Raw genomic sequence first — 23,058 nt, 5'->3', positions numbered from 1 at the left:
TCGCTCCTATCAGGTTTAGGTACAAGGGGCTGTTTTAACCCAGTTGCATAATAGCTCTGGCACCTAAATAGTTAACCAATTTATGCGATGAACCAGTTAACCGATAGAAACAATTCACCTGCTTATATGTTAATCTTAATATAAATTTAACCTAATATTATAATTATGACGATCCAATTGAATACCGACAAAAACTTAACCATACACCAGGAATACGATGAAAAAATTCAAACACAGTTAAATGAAGGTTTGAGCAGATATAGCGATTTAATTACTCGTCTGGAGGTCCATTTATCTGATGAGAATGGCAGTAAAGATGGCTTAGACGATAAAAGATGTTTATTAGAGGCCAGAATTACCGGAAAAGATCCGATAGCTGTTACCAATATGGGCAATACCTACGATTTGGCCATTACAGGTGCTTTAACCAAGCTGAAAAGCACACTCGAAAAAGTGGCTGGAAAGATGAAAACTCACTAAGATATAGACTCCATAAATTTGAGTCTGTTGACGACTAATCATTTATAATAATAATGAAGGATATGGATTGGAGAACGCCTGTACCAAATCAATGGGAAATAACTATGTTATACAATAGACATCCAGCTGGTTGTGAAAAGGGCTGTCATTGTGTACATCCAGCAGACGACTGTGCTTGTGATAATTGCCAAAAAAGACATGCTTATAAGACCTACCAAAGTAAAATATTAAAGCAATATCTATTTTATAGACTCAATTGAATACACAAAAGAATTAAAATGGACATTCTTAGTTGGCAATTAAGTTGCTGAAACAAGTTCAGCATGACGATAAGAATAAAAAAGCAATCTTAGATAGATTGCTTTTTTATTATAAACTAACTTTCTCTAGCTGCTCTATATATCCCAAAAACAGCTTTAAAGCTTTCTTTCTATCATCAGTAACCTCAAATTGAAGTTTGTGGTACAGGTAATCTTCCAGGTCGAAATTCGACACTTCAGGCAATTCCTGCAAAACTTCTTTTCTATGCGTTAAACCAAATTTTAAGGCGGCATTAAATTCATCCTTAAATTCCTGCGAAATTTCTTTATTGGCCACCCAGGCAGCATACATAAATGGTAATCCGGTAAAGTTTTTCCATTCCTCGCCCATATCGTAAGCATAAGCAAAATCTTCTTTTTTACCAAAGGTTCTATCGCCGATTAAAACAAAAGCATCAGTTTTTACAGCAGGGTCAGTAGTGAACACCACTTCCTTTTTCCAATGGAACTTAAGCAATACTTTGGCTAAATTATTCGATGTACGTGAGTGGGTATCCAGTCTTACCGTTTTAATTTCCTGGGCAGGAACTTCACTAAAAATGAATACAGAATTTACACCTCCATCACTTCCGATACAATAATCAGCTACAATATTCGCATTGGGAACCAAGGGAATAGCTGCCACCGGCATTAAACCGATATCAACCTGACCATTAATCACTTTAGCTGCGCAATCTGAAGGAATATCTAAACTTAAATCTATTTTATTTATAATGTCCGAATGTGCTAATCCGTATATAAAAGCTTTGGTATTGGTATAGGCAACAGCCGATATTTTAATCTTATTCAAGGTGTTATGTTTTTGCGCTTCGCGTTTGGCGTTAAGCGTTTATTCAATTACTAAACCGTCTAAATGAGCGGCATTGTTAAATTCGGGCACGGTAAATTTTCCATTTTCGAAGGCTATTTACCCGCTATGTTTCGTGTCCTCACGAACCGTTACAAAAATTCCTGTTATCGTTCCAACAGATCCTGAAACAATCCGATAGCTATCGAATCAGGATGACGAACTGTGGAAGTTATTCAACTATTAAACCATCCAAATGAACCGCACTATTAAATTCAAGCACTGTAAATTTTCCATCTTCAAAACCCATCTTATAAAGCACCGTATTTTGATGTGGAAATTCAGTCATTTCGCTCAGCGGTTTGCCTAACAATAAACACAAGAAAACGCGCATCGCTCTACCGTGCATGCAAAGTAAAACCGTTTTTTCCTCAGGTCTGCTCATCAAAACTTCCATGGGTTGTTTTAAACGTTCGTAAACATCCTGCACACTTTCGCCACCCTCGAAATGTGCTGTATAATTACCATCCTGCCAACTCTGTAACATCTCTCGGAAAGCATCACGTGCATCTTCTGTATTCGGTTTTCCTTCCCAAACGCCCCAGGCCAATTCGTCTAAACCCGAAAGTTTTTCCCAGGGTAATCCCGAATCAATAAACTTCTGAACAGTTTGCCAGGTACGTTTTAAATCCGACGTGTAAATCTTATCAAAAGGGACATTTTTATAGGTTTGATAAAACGCTTCTGCCTGTGCCCTGCCTAAATCATTTAAGTCAGAATTTATACCTCTGCCCTGTACTATGCCTTGTCTGTTAAGTTCCGTTTCGCCGTGGCGTATGATGTATATTTCTTTGACCATTTAAATTGGATTTTTAGGGTTATAAGATTGCAGGATTAATCTTTCTTATTTATTATTTTTTTTGGACTTTGCGAAAAGATCTTAAAATCCCATCATCATAATAATCCTAATTTACTACCGGTAGCTTATAATATTGAGGTTTCTTTTCTTCTTCGAAAACTACATGTTCGAAATCGGTAACCACGTTATATAATGTATCGCGTTCTATTGCTTTTCTACCCACTTGTTTAATCAGATTCACCAGTTCTTTGGTACTCATTGCAGGTGTTTGTTCCTCAGCACCGGCCATTGAATATATTTTGGTGGTATCATCCAGGGTACCGTCAATATCATCAACGCCATAATTTAAGGATAACTGAGCTGTTTCGCGACTGATCATTGCCCAATAGGCTTTAATATGATCGAAGTTATCCATATAAATACGGGCGATGGCGTAATTCCTTAGGTCTTCAATCACTGAAGATTCAGGCACATTACTCATCTGATTATGTTGATTTCTGAATTTTAGTGGAATAAAAGTCTGGAAACCACCTGTGCGATCCTGCAATTCACGTAATTTCTCCATATGATCTACCCGATGCCAATATTTTTCGATATGACCATAAAGCATAGTGGCATTACTACGCATACCAAGTTTGTGCCATTCTTCATGTATATCCAACCATTGCTGGCCGGTACATTTATCTTTAGCAATCTGTTCTCTGATTTCAGGGTGAAAAATCTCTGCCCCTCCACCTGGTATCGATTCTAATCCGGCTTCTTTCATCAAACGCATACCTGTTGCATAATCGATTTTGGCTTTCTTAAAGATATAATGATACTCCACAGGCGTTAATGCCTTTACATGCAAATCAGGACGATGCTGTTTAATAGCAGTAAATAAAGCAGAATAAAAGGCCACATCGTATTGCGGAAGTACCCCACCTACAATATGCACTTCGGTTACAGGTTCGCCATCATATTTTTTAACGATATCGAGCATCTGCTCCATCGTTAAGGCCCAGCCTTCTTCTTTTTGTTTGATTAAACGGGAGTACGAGCAAAATTTGCAGTCGTAAACGCAAAGATTGGTCGGTTCTAAATGGAAATTCCGATTGAAATAAGTTTTATCACCGTGTTTCTGTTCGCGGATAAAATTTGCCAGAATACCAAGATAACCCAGTTCTGCATGTTCGTACAGGTAAACGCCTTCATCAAAGGTAATGCGTTCTCCGTGAAGGACTTTGTGTGCTATGTTTTGTAATTCAGTTGATAAATTGGTATCAGCTAATATTTTTTCAACTTGCTCAGTTGTATTCATTCCTAATTTATTTTGAACAAAAATACAATAATGAGCCGATTTGAAAATCATTTTCTTGTAACAACATCGATTTTAAGATAGCAATCGCTGTAATTAACCACAGATCAGGGACAGATAAACACAGATTAGGCTTTTTATATGAGGTAGAACGCTATTAACTCTTCGACTCCGCTCAGAGTAACATATCAAGAAAAAACTACGACGAAAATCGTCATCTCGACTGGAACGCAGTGGAATGGAGAGATCTATCTTTATAGATTTAGCTTCGCTGAGCATTTCGTGATTCTCGACTGCGCTCCGCCCGAATGACGACTATATAGAATTAAACAAGTTAGTATGGTTACAAAAAAAGCACCTCTTTTCAGAAGTGCTTTAAATGTTTTTCACAGGTTGATATTTTTATCTAACTATCTTGCTGCAGGTACAAACGTTAAAACGATGTTAGCCGTTTTGCCACCAAATTCGATTGGCGATTTCAAAATCATTTGTGTGCTAGAAAGATCAGTTAATATTAAACGGTAACCTTCTGTTACGTTTTTAGCTTTATCACCTTCAAATATTTTCTTAAACTGGAAGGTTTGATCTTTAGGTGCTGCCGACCAGAAAATAGTCTGCATTACCGAACCACAGGCACTTGATGCAGGTAAAGTGTAAGAACCATTACCGCTATTGGTTAAGTTCCATGTACTTCCCTGGAAACATTTGTAAGATTTCTCTCCAAATAAACCTTGAACAGCGCCATCAGGCAGTCCTTCTAAAGCTACATTACTCACTACCCATTCGCGAACAACTGTACCTCTGCTACCTGTTACACCTGCAGTTACTCTTTTTGCAGTATTACAACTTTGTAACATTACTAAAGTAGAACATGCTATTGCGATAGCTATAAATAATCTTTTCATTTTTGTTTAATTTAATTTCGTCAAACTTGTTACATAAATCTTGCCAAAACCATTACGAACCTTAAATTAGCACCAAATTATTAAATTGCATACCAATATCACTTCGATCAAAATCAATTATCATGAAACCCGAAACCCTTGCTATTCACGCTTCTAATCTTGTAAAAAGCACTACCGGCGATGTTACCCTGCCTATTAACCTATCTACAACTTTTTTTCGCGACGAAGATGGAGGTTATCCGGGAGGGCACATGTATAGCAGGGTAAGCAATCCAAACCGGTCTGCTTTAGAAAACACTGTAGCCAAATTAGAATATGGCGAAGATGCTGCTGCTTTTTCTTCGGGCAATACCTGTGGTATGGTTTTGTTCCAGGCCTTGAAACCTGGTAGCCACATTATTGCTCCTGATGATATGTATTGGGGTATTAAAAAGCAATTACTTACAATCTTTAACGATAGTCTGGAATTTGATTTTATTGATCAGACTGATTTAAACCTGATACAATCGAGCATTAAACCTAACACCAGATTGATCTGGACGGAAACCCCATCTAACCCACTATTAAAGGTTACCGATATCGAAGAAATTGCCAAAATAGCTAAAACCAAAAACATTACAATGGCCTGCGACAGTACCTTTGCTTCGCCTATTTTACAAAATCCGATTTTGTTAGGTGCTGATATTGTAATGCATAGCAGTACCAAATACCTGGGCGGTCATAGTGATGTGCTCGGCGGGATTTTAGTAACAGCAAAAAAAGATGAGTTGTGGGAGAAAATCAAAAATATTCAACAAACTGGTGGATCTGTTCCTTCTCCCTTTGATTGTTTTCTACTAACCAGAAGCATTAAAACACTGGCTTACCGCATGAAAGGTCACTGCGAAAACGGAAAAATTATAGCTGACTATTTAAACGGACATCCAAATGTTGAAGCTGTTTTTTATCCAGGTTTGGAAAGTCACCCACAGCATGAAATTGCAAAGAAACAAATGAAAGATTTTGGTGGAATGATGTCGTTCCTGGTTAAAGGAGATGTTGAAGCAGCTCACAAAGTGGCAAATAAGGTTCAGTTATTTGCGCAAGCGACGAGTTTAGGAGGTGTAGAAAGTTTAATTGAGCACCGTTATTCGGTGGAAGGCCCTGATAGTAAAACGCCAAAAAATTTACTCCGTATTTCTGTAGGCTTGGAGCATGTAGACGATATTATTGCCGATTTAGCGCAGGCGCTGGGGTAAAGAAGAAATCCTATAAGGTTTTTAAAACCTTATAGGATTATATATCTTATTTAGGATTACAAATCGTGGTCAACTTCAACGAATAATTTGCCTCCAGTGGCTCATTTGTCTGCGCCAAACGTTGCGATCCCGTATTAGCCGGGCAGGCAATGTCGCCTGCAGCATCGTATATTAATTTTGTACCGCCGGCCAATAATTCTTTTGGTACATAAACCTGCACCCTGGTAATCGAATAACCAGAAGGAAAATAACGCACATAATAACCGTCAGGGTGTTTAGTCCAGATACCACTTGGCACATCGCTTCTTGGTGGTGCCATGCCCGCTATAATAGCATATTTCTCCATGTCGGCATAAGTATAATTTCCGGACGACACTAGTTGACGGATATTATTTTCTGCTTCAAAAACAGCCCTCACCCCTGATGGTAACTGATCTTTAGCCTTCTCCATTACATCGAAAGGCAGAACACCTAAAGCACCACCTTCCAATTGAGTAAGTTGTTTCGGTGTTAACAATTTAATGGCCGTTACTTTAACCTGTCCGTTAAAATCGGCAAATTTTGTTCTTGCAATGATTGTCCAGAGTAAAGCCTGAATATCGTGCTGGTCTACATCAGGATGTTTCTCTGCACTTTTGAGTATAGAAACCACAATTTCTTCCTTCGGGCCTAAAACCGGAGCAAACATGTAACCATCACCTTTTGACGGCGCGAAAGTTCCTGCTTTTAAACAATAGCTTTTATTGGTCATTTCGTAAAGCCCCTCGCAAAGCACAAAACCACCCTCTGGATTTTTAGGCAGTAAATACAATGGCTGGGCTTTTAAATTTAATGAATTAATAAAATCAGGCAGTTTTTCGCCTTCTCTGTTTACGTCTTCAAAATTAGTGGTAATGGCAGCAGGTTGCTTTAAAAACTTGTCTACACCTAATGCTTTAGCACCCTGAGCAGTGCCTACTTTTAGTAATTTATCTTTTAAGCCTCCGAATTGAGCGTTTACATTATTTAAACAAGCTATAGTAAATAACAGGCCTAAACATAGGGATTTTGCATTTCTCATCATAATTAATTTAGATAGGTATCACAAACTTAGAATTTTAAGCGTTAATTCAGTATTAAAATTTCAGATTGTCATCGCACCATAAAAATACAGAATTCATTTTCAATGAGTTAACGTAATTTCAAAATTTTATTTTGTGGATTAAAATTAAATTCAGACATTTGGAATATTATTTGGCAGATAGCTAAATAAAAGTCAATCTTCACGGGTTGATTTATAAAGAAGTGGCGAGAGACTGGCTCGATGACCCACTGGCAACCCTCAGAAAGAGAAGGTGCCAATTCCTGACCGGATAACATGGTGTTATTTGGAGATATAAATTAGAACTGATGAAAACATTAAATCTTCAATCGCTAAGCGAACCCAGTGCAAACCTTAAGCAGGTAGGACAAGCTTCTATTTCTTTTATTTGTTGCGATATGCGTGCGTTTACTTGTATGTGCTGTTGCATACAGTAATTTAAAAATCTTCCTTTTTTGTTTCTTTCAAATTGGAAGGTCCCGGGAAATCGGGATACGCCCTGCTAGGTTTTAGGATTATCCTAATTTCTGCTATCTAATCACATCAACTAAAAAAAATAGAAATTATGTCAACATCATATAAATTTGAAACTTTACAATTACACGCTGGCCAGGAAATAGATCCAACAACAGGATCAAGAGCTGTTCCTATTTATCAAACCACTTCTTATGGATTTAAAAATGCCGAACATGGGGCTAATTTATTTGCACTAAAAGAGTTTGGCAATATCTACACCAGGATTATGAATCCTACCAATGATGTTTTCGAAAAACGTATTGCAGCTTTAGAGGGTGGTGTAGCTGCTTTGGCGGTGGCATCGGGACAAGCCGCTCAATTTATAGCGTTAAATAATATATTGGAGGCTGGGGATAGCATCGTTTCTTCATCTCACATTTACGGAGGAACCTATAATCAATTCAAAGTAGCTTTTAAGCGCTTGGGTATTCATGTCGATTTTGCAAATCCAGATGTACCTGAAGAATTTGAAAGCAAAATTACTGATAAAACCAAAGCAATCTATCTCGAAACCATTGGCAACCCGGCATTTAGTGTACCTGATTTCGAAAAAATTGCCGCAATTGCAAAAAAATACGATCTACCTTTAGTGGTTGACAATACTTTTGGTGCAGGAGGTTATTTGTTTAAACCATTGGAACATGGCGCCAATATTGTTGTAGAATCTGCAACGAAATGGATCGGCGGGCATGGAACAAGTATTGGCGGTGTTATAGTTGACGGCGGAAATTACAACTGGGGCAATGGAAAATTCCCCCAATTCTCTGAGCCCTCAGAAGGTTATCATGGTTTGGTTTTCAGCGATGTTTTTGGTATCGGCGGACCATTTGGCAACATCCAGTTTATCATCCGTGCCCGTGTGGAAGGATTAAGAGATCTGGGACCTGCCCTATCGCCTTTCAATTCTTTTCTTTTATTACAAGGATTAGAAACTTTATCGCTCCGCGTTCAACGCCATGTAGATAATGCATTAGAATTAGCAACCTGGTTAGAAAACCATCCATTAGTTAAAGAAGTTCAGTACCCAGGCTTAGCCAGCAGTAAATATAATAACCTGGCCAAAAAATATTTAAGTAATGGCTTTGGTGCAGTTTTATCTTTCGAATTAACCGGAAGCAAAGAAAATGCAACACAGGTAATCGATAACTTAAAACTGGTATCCCACCTGGCCAATGTGGGTGATGCAAAAACGCTGATCATTCAGCCATCTGCCACAACACACCAGCAATTAAGCGAAACAGAACAGTTAGCTGCAGGGGTAAAACCGAATGCACTGAGGGTTTCGGTAGGCATTGAGCATATTGATGATATTAAAGCCGATTTCGAACAGGCATTTGCAACCATCAATGCTACAGTTCCGGCAGAGCATTTACAAGCCTAAACCCAAACCCCTTAGGGGCTTTTTAACAACAACAACATTACAAGATGCATAACAGTAAAAACGACAATGTAAAATCCACTTCGGGGAATTTTGCGTCAACATATAGCTATAACAAACAGTTTAAATTAGAGAGCGGAAAGAAGATCCGTAACCTGCAAATTGCTTATCAAACTTATGGCAAATTAAATGCAAATAAAGACAATGTGATTTGGGTTTGCCATGCACTTACCGCCAATGCTGATGTTTTTGAATGGTGGGAAGGTTTGTTCGGTGAAAATGCTTTATTCAATCCGGAAGAGCATTATGTTGTTTGCGCTAATGTTTTAGGCTCGCATTACGGCAGCACAAACCCATTGAGTACCAATCCGGTAACAGGTTTACCTTATTACCTTTCATTTCCGCAGTTTACCATCCGCGATTTAGTATCGGCACACCAATTATTGGCTGCGCATTTAGGTATTGATTATATTAAATTATTAATAGGCGGTTCTTTAGGTGGGCAACAAGCTGTTGAATGGAGTATTTCGGAGCCGAATAAAATCGAAAACCTGATCTTGATTGCCACCAATGCAGCACATTCTCCATGGGGAATAGCTTTTAACGAAAGTCAGCGTTTGGCCATTACTACCGATAGAACTTTTTATGCCAACCAACCAAACGGTGGCAGTAAAGGTTTAAAAACAGCCCGTAGTATTGCACTTTTAAGTTATAGAACCTACAGTGCTTACGGCAGTACACAGGTAGAAAGTGTAAATGATAAGACAGACAATTTCAGGTCATCTTCTTATCAGAATTATCAGGGAGAAAAACTGATCAACCGTTTTAACGCTTACAGTTATTATTATTTAACCAAAGCAATGGACAGTCACAATGTGGGCCGTAACCGCAAAAGCATTGCTGATGCACTAAGCCTAATTACAGCAAATACTCTGGTAATCGGAATAGAAAATGATGTTTTGTTTCCTTTATCGGAGCAAAAATACCTGGCCGATCATATCCCAGGAGCAGAATTTAGCGCCTTACATTCAGATTATGGTCACGATGGATTTTTAATCGAAACAGATGCCCTGACTAACGTGATCGGAAACTTTATTAAGGAAAGCCGGAATAAAAAAATAATCAAATTGCAGCATACTGCTTAGGGAGGTAGAAGGTTTAGGGTTTAGTGCCTGAACAACGAGAATCGTTAAAATTTGCACAATAAAAATCAACAAAAAATAATATAACACGCAGTTAATCGGTGTAATCCACCTATCTGTGTAATCACTTTAAAAAATGAGTAAAAATTTAAAAATCGGTTTATTTGGCTTCGGTGTTGTAGGACAAGGTTTATTGGATATTATCCAAAGCCAGAACCTGAACCTGGAGATCATTAAAATTGCAATAAAAGACCCAAGAAAGAAGCGTACCCTTAATAAGGATCTGTTTACTACTGATCGCAACGAAATACTGAACAATACAGAGATCAATACCATTGTAGAATTAATTAATGATGCCGATGCTGCTTACGAAATTGTAACTACCGCATTAAAAAACGGTAAAAATGTAGTTTCTGCCAATAAAAAAATGATCGCCACACACTTAAAAGAGCTGGTGGATTTACAACAAGAGCATGGTACTTCTTTATTGTACGAAGGAGCCGTTTGTGGCAGTATTCCAATTATCCGTAACCTGGAAGAATATTACGACAATGAACTATTCCATGCTTTGAGCGGAATTTTTAATGGTTCATCTAATTACATACTGTCGAAGATATTTAATGAGAACCAAAGTTACGACGCAGCATTAAAAGAAGCACAGGAATTAGGTTTCGCAGAAACCGATCCGATTTTGGATGTGGGAGGTTACGATCCGAAATATAAACTGGCTATTGCTACAGCACATGCATATGGTTTATTTGTAAACCCTGATGCCATTTTAAACATCGGTATACAGAACCTTTCTAAGCACGACATTAAATATGCCCGTGAGAAAAACTTTAAAATTAAACTGGTTCCTACGGCACGTAAAGTGAACACCAAAGATATCGTGACTTACGTATTGCCGAAACTGGTAGCTAAAGATGATTTCCTTTACAACGTAGAAAACGAGTACAATGCAGTTGCAGTTCAGGCGGCTTTTGCAGATAAACAGTTTTTCTATGGTAAAGGTGCTGGTGGCCACCCTACAGGTGCTGCTGTACTCTCTGATATTGCGGCTTTGCGTTACGACTATCGTTACGAGTACAAAAAATACCACTCAGAAAACGGCGTAAAACATACCGAAGAAATTTTATTGGAAATTTACTTACGTTATGCGGATGAAGATCTGATCACTTTATTGGATTTTGATAATATCAGCGAACGTTATGCTGCAAGCAGCTATAAATATGTGGTTGGAACAGTTAAGCTAGAAAGTTTAATTAAGAACCGCGACTTGCTTCTGGAAGAGTCTGTTTTTGTGGCCTATACTGGCAGACAGATTTACAAACAAGAGCAATTGAGTGAAAATGTTTTTGCCCAGGAATTGGCAAGCCTATAATTTATTTTTAAGGTTAATTTTTTTATTTGTTTTGTTGTTAAGCACAAAGGTCGGAGCGAGTCCGACCTTTTGCGTTTATTACTTTACCTTAATGTATTTTTCGATTATCATCCGGTCTACCCCTGCTTTTTCTACCTTCTCAATGCCTTTCTGAATCAAAGTATCTTTATGGATGGCGAGTTTAAACTTAAAAGTCTTGCCTTCCCAATCTTTGTTTTTATAATATTCCAAATGCTCGGTATAATCGTCTTTATCTAATACAAAGCTTCCTCCGCCAGCATCAAAACTGCTGGTATCTTTAGGATTAAGGCTATGTTTTAAAAATGCAAAATGCGTGTGATTAAACATCTTGATCATTTTCAGTTTGCCAGAATAATCTGTTGTTTGGCTTGTTCCATTTTCGATGGTTGTAGCCGATAATAATTGCCAGGTACCCTGAATATCAAGATCAGAATCTTTTTTGCTTCCATCTTTGTTCACGCAAGAAAATAATGAAAGCACAGCAAAAAGCATTAAAATGTTTCTCATAAATGGGATGTATTAATTTGGTTATTATTGTTTTAAATATTTATCCCCTTCCAGCCATTTTGATCAGCTTATGTGCGAGGTCTTTTCCTAAGTAACCATCAATTATGGCGTGTACGATATATAAAATCGGGGTCATTAAAATAGCCACAACAAATTTATAGGTATATCCTACTAAACCAATGGCAAAAACCTGTTGCCAGCTGTAATGATATTGTGGATTAATATAAAATGCGATAAAAATGACCACAAAACTGTCAATAAACTGAGAGACTAAAGTAGAGCCCGTAGCGCGTAACCAAAGTGCCCGCTCCCCTGTTATTCTTTTTATTTTATGGAATATCAATACATCAACCATTTGCCCGATGATAAAGGCTGTAATCGATCCTACAATGATCCACATCCCTTGACCGAATATCCCCGAAAATGCATTATTCATATTGAGGTCCTCTCCGTTTATATTCTGATGCACCCAGAAATCGGCAGCGGTTAAATGCATCGACCCCCAAACCACAAGAAAGGCAAATGCAATTAATATGGCGGTGAGAATAGACAAGAATCGAACCTGTTTAACACCAAAATATTCATTGATAATATCCGTCATGATAAAAATAATCGGCCAGGTTAATACTCCCGCCGACATTACAAAAGATAAATGCGGAACACCCAATAAGTTTATATCGAACTTTTTAAAGCCCAGCGTTTCTTCAACACTGAACAATTTAACTCCAATAAATTCTGATAATATAGCGTTTGCTACAAAAAAGCTACCCAGGATGAGTAGTAAACGGCTTTCTTTTGTCTTAAAAGTCATAGACTATAAATCTAGAAATAAATAGCAGATTTAGCATAGCAATCATCGTATTTTTAACAGAGATAACACAAAGATTACGCATCCGCCCTATTGTATAATTGATTTTGACTAAAAATATGATTTTTACAATCGTTCGACTGTAAAAATAGGTTAACAAATTAAATCTCCCAATCTTTGCGGAATCAAAATCTGGTAATCTTCATGGCTAAAAAACAACACTTCTATCTCATACTCATTTTAGGATCATTAGCGGCACTCGGCCCTTTCTCTATCGACATGTATCTACCTGGTTTTGTTGATATTGCAAAGGATTTAAGCAGTAATGAATCAACGGTAGCCTTATCACTATCAAGTTTTTTTATCGGGATTTCTGCCGGCCAGTTATTGTACGGACCACTGTTAGATAAATTTGGAAGAAAGAAACCATTATATTTTGGTTTAGCACTTTATATTCTTTCCTCTTTTCTTTGCTTGGCTGTAACTGATGTTAACCAATTAATTGTTTTGCGTTTTGTACAGGCTATTGGAAGCTGTGCCACTGCGGTTGCTTCGGTTGCTATGGTGCGGGATCTATTTTCAGTAGAAGAAAGCCCGAAAGTATTTGCTTCCTTAATGCTGGTGATCGCGGTTTCACCTATGCTCGCCCCAACGGCTGGAGGCTACCTAATTTCGGCCCTGGGCTGGAAATATGTGTTTGTATTTTTAGGATTGATGGCAGTTTTAATGCTTCTGGCTTCAATTTTCAAGCTACCGGAGAGTTATAAACCCGATCCGAATTACTCTTTAAAACCAAAGCCTATTTTAACCAATTTCTTTACCGTTTTAAAAGAACCTCAATTTTATACTTATGCGTTGATCAGTTCGATTACCTTTTCGGGTTTATTTGCCTATGTATCGTCATCGCCCCAGGTATTTATGAAAATTTATGAGGTAAGTAAAACAGGTTATGGATGGATTTTCGCACTGCTTTCTGTATCATTTATTGGTTCAAGCCAGGTAAATAGCCTGATATTAAAATGGTTTACCAGTAAAAATATTATAACCTATGCACTTATTGCACAATGCATCTTCAGTTTAATCTTTTTGGTTTTCGCCTTAAATAACTGGTTAAATTTATATTCTACCATAGGCTTCATCGCCTTGTTTTTGGCCTGCCTAGGTTTAATTAACCCAAATGCTGCTGCCTTGTCGCTCGCTCCATTTACCAAAAATGCGGGTAGTGCATCGGCCTTAATGGGTGCCTTGCAAATGGGATTAGGTGCGCTGGCCTCAGTAATGGTAAGTTTATTTAGCGAACACTCGGTTGTGCCTATGCCTTTGGTAATGACGGCAGCTGCATTTATTGCTTTAGGCTGTTTACTAATCGGCAGAAGGTTTATCACCACCGTAGTGGAGGCATCGTCTGATGCTGCTGTTGCAGCGCATTAATATTTTACCGCAAAGACACTAATGACACATAGAAACAATCTAAATGCCCTCAGTGTCTTTGTGGTTAAGCTATGGTACAAATAACTTGTAAATTAAATAGCAAACAATTGTACCTACTGCCGCGATGATGAAGCCGCTTAATCGTTTCTTTTTGATAAAACAGATTAAGATAATTCCGGAGATAGACACCAAGGCCATCAGCACTGCGGAAATATCGATAATCCACGACCAGGCCTTACCAGAATCTCTTCCTTTGTGCAAATCGTTAATCACAGCCACAGCGCCAAACCTGGTTGTTGTTAATTCGTATTTACCCGTTTCACGATCAATAAAAGAATCGGCAAGGTAGCCAGGGCCATTAAAGGTTAAACTCAGTTCTCTGTCGTCCATCCTGAAATCGCTCAATGCACCTTTAACCTCATGTTTAGTTCTAAAAAACTCAACGATTTGCAACTTATTGATCTTATTGGTATCAGGTTGGTTTACCCATTTCAAGTTTAGTGTTCCGGAGTCTTTAGTAACCACTTCCTTACCGGAAGTAAACCAATCTGCATGATTTAAGGTTAAGCCCGATACTGCAAAAAATAACAGAATCGTAAAACTCACCATCGATAAATAAATGTGCAACCAGCGTGATAAGCCCGCTAAACGCTTTTTACCCTTACCTTTTCCGCTATCTTTTTTAACCTGTTTTTTCCCCAGGCCGCTAGGTGCCGCTGTTATCTTATTTTTTTGCGGTTCCGATTTTTCTGTAGTCAAGAGATGCTGATGTTAGTTCTGTATTTGGCGTTAATTCTACTTTTTGTGCTGAGCCTGTAAATTTCATTTCTTTCGCAATTACCTGATAAGTTCCATGCTCGCGGGCAACTTCAATAAAAACGGTGTAAACACCTGCTTTTACCAATTTCCCATTATCGTCTTTTCCATCCCATGATAAACTATATTTACCAGGGCCGCGTGTTGCAGAACTCGTTGAACTCAGTTTTCCCTCCGCTCCTTTTTTAAACTCATCGCCATTGGCACGGTTCCATGATTTTAAATCTGGCAACCAACGTGGTTTGTTATACCAAATAGCCAGATTACGCACAGGGGTTTTTGCTGCATCTTCGATCCATACGGCCACAAACGGGCGACGGACACGTTTACCATCTGTAGATTCTATATTGGCAATTTCTAAGTTTACCACCAACTCATATTTAGTATTCCAAAGTTTATCCGCTTTGCTGGCTTTTTCTAAAACAGTAGCTGGCTTACTTAAAGCAAGCTCGTAATTAGCCCATTCTTTACTTCTAATTTCTTTACCATCTTTAGTGATTAACAAGTACGCTATATCGTTTCTAGTTGCAGTCAATGCCTCAATCTCGGCAATAGAAAGTACATTAAAAGAAGTAGCTAAAGCGCCTGCTTCACTTGCGTCAGAACCAATAACTGTTGCACTGATTATTTCTGAAGCAGGCTTTCCTGTACGTGGATCAACAATATGTGAATACCATTTTCCATTTACATTAAAACCTCTGCGGTAATTACCACTGGTTGCCACGGCCATGTTCGAAACTTTGATTGTTGTTAAGGCGGCATCGTTTTCGGCATCAGCTTTAGGGTTTGCTATTTCGATAGCTTCTGGCTGGTTTCCTTTAATTACCATATCGCCACCAATATTCACAACCACGTTTTCAATTCCAGGACTTTGAACAGCTTTCTCAGCGGCTTTATTAATGATATAACTTTTTGCAAAAGAATTTAATGCCAATGGTGCATTATCCAAACGTGTAACCGTTTTATCCTGTTCGTTTAAGATGTAATGTTTTTGTTTAACCAGCGTAACTGCATGTTGTAATGCTTCAGCGGATGGTAAACGGTTTTCGGCAGCTGCTTTTTTCCAAACATCACCTATTACTTTAGCCGATGCATCGAGCGCGCCATTGGTTAACACTTTATAATTTTCAAACTGCTTTAAAACCTCAAACAATTCTGACGAAACTTTGGTGGTTTGTTTACCCTTGCTCATCCATCTACTAAACTCGCTGTTCGCTTTATAAGCACTTAAAATATCATCAAGCCTATCTATTTCGTTTAATGCACGCGTTTCGGCTAAATCTGCATCGGCCTGGCTGGTTGTTTTAAATTTTAATTCTAATGATGTACCCAATACATTTTCGTAGTTGGAAACAAATGTTCTTAAAGTTTTTTTAGGGCTAACAAATGCAGATGCACTTATTACCAGTAAAATGGCAGCTGTTAAGTGTTTAAACTTCATATTTAATGGATAATTGAGATTTTAATTGCAAAGAAAGGGGTTTATCTGGAATAATTTTAAATAAGCAGAAATATATTTGAAATAATACAAAATTCCTCGGTCTAAAATTCGTTCATAACTACCCTTTTAATGTGTTGTTTATTGACGTTAATTTAGTACGAGGGTTTAATGATCCTGAAAAAGTTTTAATCATGTACAATTGCAATCGCCCGACCAAGTAGCGGGGCTTTTGGCATGGGTTTTTACGCTTTAAGCTTTTTTTTCCTATTTTCGCTTATAAGATGCTTAATATACAATCTAAACTTCCTGGCGTAAGTACGACCATTTTTTCGGTGATGAGTAAACTTGCCGCAGAACACAATGCCATTAATCTTTCTCAGGGATTTCCTGATTATGCCTGCGATCCAAAATTAGTTGAATTGGTAAATAAAGCCATGCAAGATGGTTTTAATCAATATGCACCAATGCCTGGTTCTACTTTTTTAAAAGAAACCATTGCAGAGAAAGTAGAAAAATTATATAACGTAAAGTATAATCCTGAAACAGAAATTACAGTTACGGCAGGTGGAACGCAAGCTATTTTTACAGCATTGGCCGCCATTATCAATGCAGGTGACGAAGTTATCATTTTCGAGCCAGCCTACGACAGTTATGCACCTACCATTAAACTTTTAGGAGGCCTGGTTAAAACCTATGAGCTTGCCCCGCCGAGCTATGCCATTGACTGGGATATGGTTAAGAAATTATTTACGGCCAAAACCAGAATGATCATCTTAAATACGCCACAAAATCCAACAGGTAGTATTTTATCGTCGGATGATATGAAATCGCTTATTAAACTGATTACAGGCACCGATATTTTAATCCTGAGCGACGAAGTTTATGAACATTTAATTTATGATGAACAAAAACACCAAAGTGTAATGCTTTACCCTGAATTAAAGCAAAGAAGTTTCATTGTAGCTTCGTTTGGTAAGCTCTTACATGCTACCGGCTGGAAACTCGGTTATTGTTTAGCACCAGAGAAATTAACCAAAGAATTTAGGAAGGTACACCAATTTAATGTTTTCAGCGTTAATAGTCCCATGCAGCAAGCCATTGCCGATTATATTAAAGAACCAAAAAATTACACTGAAATAGGCACATTCTTTCAACAGAAAAGAGATTATTTTAGAAGCCTTTTGGCCGAAAGCCGTTTTAAACTTTTGCCTTGCAACGGTTCATATTTCCAGTGCGCAAGTTACAGCAGCATCAGCGATGAAAAAGATACCGATTTTAGCATGAGACTGATCAAGGAGTTTGGCGTGGCTACCATTCCGGTTTCTGCATTTTACCAGAAAGCAACCGACCATAAAATTATCAGGTTCTGCTTTGCTAAAGAAAACGCTACACTTGCCTTAGCGGCCGAGAAATTAAAAAACGTTTAACCAGACTAAACCTATATACAATGGAAGCACCTGTTTACACTCAAATAGAAAATCTGAAAGTAACTGTCTTTCAGGCCTATCTTTTTTGGGAAAACATTGAGAAAAACCTTTTGAATCTGGCACTTAGATTATCGATGGGTGTAAGGGAGAAAACCGATATAATTATTTTACCCGAAATGTTTAACACAGGTTTTAGCATGAATTCTGAAGCCTTAGCCGAAGAAATGGGTGGAAAAACGATGCAGTGGATGCAAAAAATGGCACATCAGTATAATTGCGTAATTACAGGAAGCATCATAATAAAAGAAAACAACCAATATTTTAACCGCTTGATCTGGATGGAACCAGATGGCAAAAACCAGCATTACGACAAACGCCATCTTTTTGGCATGGGTGATGAAGATCAGCACTTTAGCCCTGGTAAAGAAAAACTTATTGTAGAACTTAAAGGCTGGAAAATCAGATTGGCCATTTGTTACGATTTACGTTTTCCGGTCTGGTTACGCAATGTAGATCAGGAATACGATATCTTACTTTTAGTTGCCAACTGGCCTGATAAACGATCGGCACATTGGAAAGCATTGATTCCGGCCAGGGCAATAGAAAACCAAAGTTATGTTATTGCCGTAAACCGCGTTGGGCATGACGGAAACCAGATTTACCACAGCGGATTATCCATGTGTTTAGATCCTTACGGTAATACCGTTTATTATAAACCGGAAGACGAAGATTTATATACATTCAGTATCAATTACGAAGAACTGGTTAAAATCAGAAGACAGTTTCCGTTTTTAAAGGATGCAGATCGGTTTACTATTAGTTAATAATAACCAATATTCAAATTACAATAATCAAACTGGAGCAATTGTTTCAACAATATAACAATTGAAAAATATGCTCAATTCATCAATTAACCAGTTAAACGATTTAAACACTTAACCATTACAAACAATAACCACACACATGTTTAACCGCCGCAAATTTATAAAAGCGTCTGCCCTATCGGCCGGATTGCTGGCCATTGATAAAAGTAGTATCGCCAATGTAATTCCGCATAAAGAAACAAAAGCAGAAAATTTCCCGATTGTAATTTCTACCTGGGATTTTGGAATTGCGGCCAATGCTGATGCATGGAAAGTGTTATCAACTGGAGGACGGGCTTTAGATGCCGTAGAACAGGGTGTTTGGGTACCAGAGGCTGATGAAAACAACCAATCGGTTGGATATGGCGGTTTACCAGATCGTGATGGCCACGTTACCCTCGACGCCTGCATTATGGACGAACTCGGTAACTGCGGCGCCGTTTTAGCACTCGAACATATTAAACACCCCATCTCAGTGGCACGTAAGGTGATGGAAAAAACACCGCATGTGATGTTGGCGGGTGATGGTGCTCTACAATTTGCGTTAGAGCAGGGTTTTAAAAAAGAAAACCTACTTACCCCTACAAGTGAAAAAGCCTGGAAAGAATGGTTAAAAACGGCGAAATATGCACCTGTAATGAACATCGAAAATAAGCTCTACCAGAAAGCTGCGCCACAAAAACTTCCTGGAAACCAATACAACCACGATACCATTGGTATGCTTGCTATTGATGCTAAAGGAAATATTTCCGGTGCCTGTACCACCAGCGGTATGGCTTATAAATTACATGGAAGAATTGGCGATAGTCCGATTATTGGCGCTGGCCTTTATGTAGATAATGAAGTTGGTGGTGCAACCTCAACAGGTGTAGGTGAAGAGGTAGTGAGAAATGTTGGATCATTTTTAGTTGTAGAATTAATGCGTCAGGGTTATACCCCTGAAGCCGCCTGCAAAGAAGCGGTAATGCGTATCATTAAAAAGAAACCCGAAACTGCCAAAAACATACAGGTAGGATTTTTAGCCATCAACAAAAAAGGTGAATATGGCGCCTATGCCATTCAGAAGGGTTTTAGCTATGCCGTTTGCAATGCAGAAAAACAAGATCTTTTAATCAAAGGTAAAAGCTATTATTAATATGTTGAATTTTCCCAAACGATTAACAAAAATGAAACGGTAAATGGGATTATTATCTAAAATTTTCGGAAAGAAAAATGTTGCCGAACGCGAGGGTGAGCCAGATATGGTTTATGTACCGAGTGAAGATGAACGGATGAACTGGGCGATCGAAAAAGCCAATTTAACCCTTTGGTATTTCGAAGAAAGTTTAAAAAACCAACAACCTTATCAAAACTATTTTTCTATTAAAGTACTCATTACCGATGGTGATGAAGGCGAACATATCTGGTTAACAGATCCACATTTTGATGATGAAGGGAACTTATTTGGCACTGTTGGAAACGAACCGGTAAACATTCGTTCCGTAAAATTTAATCAAAAAATTGGCATAAAGCGCGATTTGATCTCAGATTGGATGATTATTGAAAACGGAAGGTTAATTGGCGGTTATACCATACGCGCTATTCGAGATGGCATTGCAGAAAAAGAGAAAGCCGCATTTGATAACAGCATAGGTTTATATATTGATGAGGGTGTTGATCATTTCAAAGCCAATCTCGAAACACCAGAAGGTGCGATTCTGGCGATCGAAAAAGCCTACAACAATAAAGATATTGATGCTGCAATAGCCTGTAAGGACTTTTTTGAAGAAGCTAAATCTTTACTTTCTGTGATGAAGATGGAGATTGACCAGGATATTATTGACGAAACCGCCGAAGTGCTCAAACTATCTTTCATCAATAATATAGAAGAACATGGCTTCCCTGATTTTTCTACTGTCCAAAATGCTTTCCCAGAACGCAAAAAGGTTGATGAAACGCATTGGGTAATCACAGAAGTATGCTGGTATCCAGATGGTGGAAAATCAGTACAGTTGCTTAACACCTACAAATCTCCAAAAGGATGGGTGGTTTTAGGGCCGGCAGGACCACAAGAATAATAAATTAACTAAATCTAATATAATGAGTGAAGTGGCAATTGGTTGTTTAGAGGTATGCGCTAATTCTTATCAATCGGCATTGGCTGCGCAAAATGGCGGAGCGAAAAGAGTGGAGTTTTGCGATAACCTGGCAGAAGGTGGTACAACACCAAGTTATGCTCAAATTGCCTTGGCTAAGAAAAACCTATCCATCGAAGTTTGGCCAATTATCCGTCCGCGCGGAGGCGATTTTTTGTATTCCGAAATCGAGTTTGAGTTAATGAAAGAAGATATAAAAATCTGCAGATCATTAAATTGCGAAGGGATAGTTACCGGAATACTTAAAGCAGATGGCACTATCGACAAAGAAAGGTGCGCTGAACTGATTGAGCTGGCCAAGCCTATGGAGGTGGCTTTCCACAGGGCATTTGATATGAGTAACGATATGGATCAGGCATTGGAAGATTTAATCGCACTCAACATAAAAAGGGTGCTTACCTCTGGAGGTGCATCTTCTGCAATTCTGGGGGTAGAAAAACTAACACAGCTTGTAAAAAAGGCCAATGGCCGGATTACCATCATGCCTGGCGCGGGTATAAATGAAAACAATATCAAAAACCTTATCGATCAAACGGGTGCCACTCAATTTCATGCTTCGGCAAAGGAATTCGTGCCAAGTAAAATGGAATTCAGAAACACGGAAACCAAAATGGGCAGTATTGAGGACGAATATCGATACGAACTCACCTCAGAAATAAAAGTAAAGGCTTTGGTAGATTGTATTAACAGTACTATAAATAATTAATTTCAATCGTCATTTCGGCCGCAGTGCTCCAAAGGAACTCCTTCGGAGGAGAAATCTTTGAACTATACAGAAACTTAAAATAGTACCGCTTGTAATGAGGGCTGGCAAGATCTGCATTTTAGAATGCGAAATGAGCAGTTAAATGGCGATAAAATGGTCCTTCACTTCCATCCACATTGCAAACGAGGACGATAACATAACTTTAAATCAATGCGCTAACAAATGAAAATAATTTTCAAAACCTATAACTTTCTGGTTTTACTTGCTACCCTTATTCTGATAGTTTCATTTTTTATCCCTGTATCAAACCTGGATATCAATTTTCACGACACCTATTATGTGATGACGAATATTCAGTTTATAAGATTCTGGAGCATACTTTTATTCATTTTAGCTTTATTTTATAAATTATTATCGCCGTATCTGGTCTGGAACATTTTGAATTGGCTTCACATCCTATTGTCTATCTTATTGCTTCTTGCTTATTTGTATACCCAGTATAGTTTCACAAAGTCGCTTGCCGTAGTTGAATTAACCAATGAAGGTTCATTGACATATTTCAAACGATTCAATACTCAACTCGCTGGCTTTGGGCTAGGATTTATATTTGTCCAAGTGCTACCCATCATTAATTTAATCCTTGGCTTTAAAAAACGAAAACGCGCTGTAAGTTAATTTATTTAACTTGTCTACTGTATGTAAACCCACGAACAAAAACTGTACACATTCAATTAATATTCAAGTAATTAGTTATATTTAATCAAACCAATAAACTAATTATCATGAAGAAATTATCACCCCTGATCATGGCGACCTTACTTTTTGCAGCATGTCTAAATAAGGAAGCTAAAACTACTGATATGGCAGCAGTTGCAGATAGCACCAAGTATCCCTATACTATTAAACAGGTGCAAAACTGGGAAATGAACCCCGATACCAAAAATGCGGTAACCGCAATGACCCTTATTAAAACATTCGAAAATTTAGATACAGCCAGTATGAGCAAGGTGCTTGCAGACAGTGTGGCCTTAGACCTGGATGGCTACAAATTTAAAGGGACAAAATCTCAGCTCCTGAAAGAATTACAGGGCGAATTCGAAAAAATGAAGGGCTTTAAAATCGACATGCAAGACATGGAATCGGTTGTAAACAAAGATAAAAGTGAAGAATGGGTAAGCCTGTGGTACAACCAGGTTTCTACAACAAAAGATGGCAAAACAGATACAATAGCTTTATTTAACGATATTAAATTGAAAAATGGAAAGGTGGTGAGACTATCTGAATATGTTCAGCATCCAATGAAGAAATAGCTTAAAGAGTTGTGTTCTAAATATTGATTGTCATTTTAAGGGATAATTAATTGCATAAGAATCAACATGGCTTTAAGAGAATGATAACCTCGGGATATCATCATCCGATAGCTATCGGATGCGAGAAGGCTATTTTCAGCCGGCGAAGCAATCTTTTATGGCAGGATTACTAACATGAAAGATTGCTTTGTCGTTTCCTCCTCGCAATG

At 38.1% G+C, this 23,058-nt stretch carries 21 protein-coding genes and 1 riboswitch; of the genes, 12 read left to right on the top strand and 9 right to left on the bottom strand.

Features of this window, described 5'->3' with window-relative positions:
* Positions 1-165 precede the first annotated feature (165 nt).
* A complete protein-coding gene (locus ACN9MR_RS09395; RefSeq protein ID WP_215127322.1) occupies positions 166-480 on the top strand; it encodes an HPF/RaiA family ribosome-associated protein in 315 nt (104 codons plus the stop codon).
* Positions 481-849: 369 nt separating this feature from the next.
* Here ACN9MR_RS09395 and ACN9MR_RS09390 read toward each other — a convergent pair whose 3' ends face one another.
* The 4 genes from ACN9MR_RS09390 to ACN9MR_RS09375 form a co-directional block, all read right to left on the bottom strand.
* Complete coding sequence (locus tag ACN9MR_RS09390; protein WP_426329444.1) at positions 850-1,590, bottom strand: menaquinone biosynthetic enzyme MqnA/MqnD family protein; 741 nt, start codon at positions 1,588-1,590, stop codon at positions 850-852.
* A gap of 229 nt (positions 1,591-1,819) precedes the next feature.
* Complete coding sequence (locus tag ACN9MR_RS09385; protein WP_426329443.1) at positions 1,820-2,446, bottom strand: histidine phosphatase family protein; 627 nt, start codon at positions 2,444-2,446, stop codon at positions 1,820-1,822.
* A gap of 106 nt (positions 2,447-2,552) precedes the next feature.
* Positions 2,553-3,746: an aminofutalosine synthase MqnE gene (gene mqnE, locus ACN9MR_RS09380; RefSeq protein ID WP_426329442.1), complete on the bottom strand. Its 1,194-nt coding sequence runs from the start codon at positions 3,744-3,746 to the stop codon at positions 2,553-2,555.
* A gap of 407 nt (positions 3,747-4,153) precedes the next feature.
* Complete coding sequence (locus ACN9MR_RS09375; protein ID WP_426329440.1) at positions 4,154-4,648, bottom strand: hypothetical protein; 495 nt, start codon at positions 4,646-4,648, stop codon at positions 4,154-4,156.
* A 122-nt stretch (positions 4,649-4,770) separates the two neighbouring features.
* On the opposite strand from ACN9MR_RS09375, the gene ACN9MR_RS09370 reads away from it, so the two are divergent.
* Positions 4,771-5,886, top strand: a complete 1,116-nt coding sequence (locus ACN9MR_RS09370) for a trans-sulfuration enzyme family protein (RefSeq protein ID WP_426329438.1) — start codon at positions 4,771-4,773, stop codon at positions 5,884-5,886.
* Between the two features lie 46 nt (positions 5,887-5,932).
* Here ACN9MR_RS09370 and ACN9MR_RS09365 read toward each other — a convergent pair whose 3' ends face one another.
* Positions 5,933-6,949 carry a hypothetical protein gene (locus ACN9MR_RS09365; RefSeq protein WP_426329436.1) on the bottom strand — a complete coding sequence of 339 codons (1,017 nt, stop codon included), beginning with the start codon at positions 6,947-6,949 and terminating at the stop codon, positions 5,933-5,935.
* Between the two features lie 208 nt (positions 6,950-7,157).
* A riboswitch (SAM riboswitch) is annotated at positions 7,158-7,268 on the top strand.
* A 264-nt stretch (positions 7,269-7,532) separates the two neighbouring features.
* Here ACN9MR_RS09365 and ACN9MR_RS09360 point away from each other — a divergent pair.
* The 3 genes from ACN9MR_RS09360 (at position 7,533) to ACN9MR_RS09350 (ending at position 11,384) form a co-directional block, all read left to right on the top strand.
* Positions 7,533-8,864 (top strand): O-acetylhomoserine aminocarboxypropyltransferase/cysteine synthase family protein, encoded by a 1,332-nt coding sequence (locus ACN9MR_RS09360; RefSeq protein WP_426329434.1) that lies wholly within the window; start codon positions 7,533-7,535, stop codon positions 8,862-8,864.
* Between the two features lie 44 nt (positions 8,865-8,908).
* The gene (locus ACN9MR_RS09355; RefSeq protein WP_426329432.1) at positions 8,909-10,006 is read left to right on the top strand and encodes a homoserine O-acetyltransferase family protein; all 1,098 of its coding nucleotides are present in this window, start codon (positions 8,909-8,911) and stop codon (positions 10,004-10,006) included.
* Positions 10,007-10,139: 133 nt separating this feature from the next.
* A complete protein-coding gene (locus tag ACN9MR_RS09350; RefSeq protein ID WP_426329430.1) occupies positions 10,140-11,384 on the top strand; it encodes a homoserine dehydrogenase in 1,245 nt (414 codons plus the stop codon).
* 78 nt (positions 11,385-11,462) lie between these two features.
* Here ACN9MR_RS09350 and ACN9MR_RS09345 read toward each other — a convergent pair whose 3' ends face one another.
* Together ACN9MR_RS09345 and ACN9MR_RS09340 are read right to left on the bottom strand one after the other, a co-directional pair.
* Positions 11,463-11,912, bottom strand: coding sequence for a hypothetical protein (locus ACN9MR_RS09345; RefSeq protein ID WP_426329428.1), 450 nt, complete (start codon positions 11,910-11,912; stop codon positions 11,463-11,465).
* A 40-nt stretch (positions 11,913-11,952) separates the two neighbouring features.
* Positions 11,953-12,723, bottom strand: coding sequence for a queuosine precursor transporter (locus tag ACN9MR_RS09340; RefSeq protein ID WP_426329426.1), 771 nt, complete (start codon positions 12,721-12,723; stop codon positions 11,953-11,955).
* Positions 12,724-12,924: 201 nt separating this feature from the next.
* On the opposite strand from ACN9MR_RS09340, the gene ACN9MR_RS09335 reads away from it, so the two are divergent.
* Positions 12,925-14,151 (top strand): multidrug effflux MFS transporter, encoded by a 1,227-nt coding sequence (locus tag ACN9MR_RS09335; RefSeq protein ID WP_426329424.1) that lies wholly within the window; start codon positions 12,925-12,927, stop codon positions 14,149-14,151.
* A 69-nt stretch (positions 14,152-14,220) separates the two neighbouring features.
* On the opposite strand, the gene ACN9MR_RS09330 is transcribed toward ACN9MR_RS09335, so the two are convergent.
* Together ACN9MR_RS09330 and ACN9MR_RS09325 are read right to left on the bottom strand one after the other, a co-directional pair.
* Complete coding sequence (locus ACN9MR_RS09330; RefSeq protein WP_426329422.1) at positions 14,221-14,910, bottom strand: PepSY-associated TM helix domain-containing protein; 690 nt, start codon at positions 14,908-14,910, stop codon at positions 14,221-14,223.
* Positions 14,876-16,408 (bottom strand): DUF2271 domain-containing protein, encoded by a 1,533-nt coding sequence (locus tag ACN9MR_RS09325; protein WP_426329420.1) that lies wholly within the window; start codon positions 16,406-16,408, stop codon positions 14,876-14,878. The genes ACN9MR_RS09330 and ACN9MR_RS09325 overlap by 35 nt, the downstream gene beginning before the upstream one ends.
* Positions 16,409-16,689: 281 nt before the next feature.
* Here ACN9MR_RS09325 and ACN9MR_RS09320 point away from each other — a divergent pair, with 281 nt between their 5' ends.
* From ACN9MR_RS09320 to ACN9MR_RS09295, 6 genes are all read left to right on the top strand, one after another.
* On the top strand, positions 16,690-17,835 hold the full coding sequence (locus tag ACN9MR_RS09320; protein ID WP_426329418.1) for a methionine aminotransferase: 1,146 nt from the start codon (positions 16,690-16,692) through the stop codon (positions 17,833-17,835).
* A gap of 20 nt (positions 17,836-17,855) precedes the next feature.
* Positions 17,856-18,659 carry an amidohydrolase gene (locus ACN9MR_RS09315; RefSeq protein ID WP_426329416.1) on the top strand — a complete coding sequence of 268 codons (804 nt, stop codon included), beginning with the start codon at positions 17,856-17,858 and terminating at the stop codon, positions 18,657-18,659.
* A gap of 139 nt (positions 18,660-18,798) precedes the next feature.
* Positions 18,799-19,833, top strand: a complete 1,035-nt coding sequence (locus tag ACN9MR_RS09310) for a N(4)-(beta-N-acetylglucosaminyl)-L-asparaginase (RefSeq protein WP_426329414.1) — start codon at positions 18,799-18,801, stop codon at positions 19,831-19,833.
* Between the two features lie 43 nt (positions 19,834-19,876).
* Positions 19,877-20,755, top strand: coding sequence for a YegJ family protein (locus tag ACN9MR_RS09305; RefSeq protein ID WP_426329412.1), 879 nt, complete (start codon positions 19,877-19,879; stop codon positions 20,753-20,755).
* 22 nt (positions 20,756-20,777) lie between these two features.
* Positions 20,778-21,539 (top strand): copper homeostasis protein CutC, encoded by a 762-nt coding sequence (locus ACN9MR_RS09300; protein ID WP_426329410.1) that lies wholly within the window; start codon positions 20,778-20,780, stop codon positions 21,537-21,539.
* A 782-nt stretch (positions 21,540-22,321) separates the two neighbouring features.
* The gene (locus ACN9MR_RS09295) at positions 22,322-22,849 is read left to right on the top strand and encodes a hypothetical protein (RefSeq protein WP_426329408.1); all 528 of its coding nucleotides are present in this window, start codon (positions 22,322-22,324) and stop codon (positions 22,847-22,849) included.
* Positions 22,850-23,058: the final 209 nt, after the last annotated feature.

The sequence above is a fragment of the Pedobacter sp. R-06 genome (genome assembly GCF_049913135.1).
In the GTDB taxonomy this organism is placed as follows: domain Bacteria; phylum Bacteroidota; class Bacteroidia; order Sphingobacteriales; family Sphingobacteriaceae; genus Pedobacter.
Note: the sequence above shows the minus strand (reverse complement) of the source record. Positions and strands in the feature narration are given on the sequence as shown.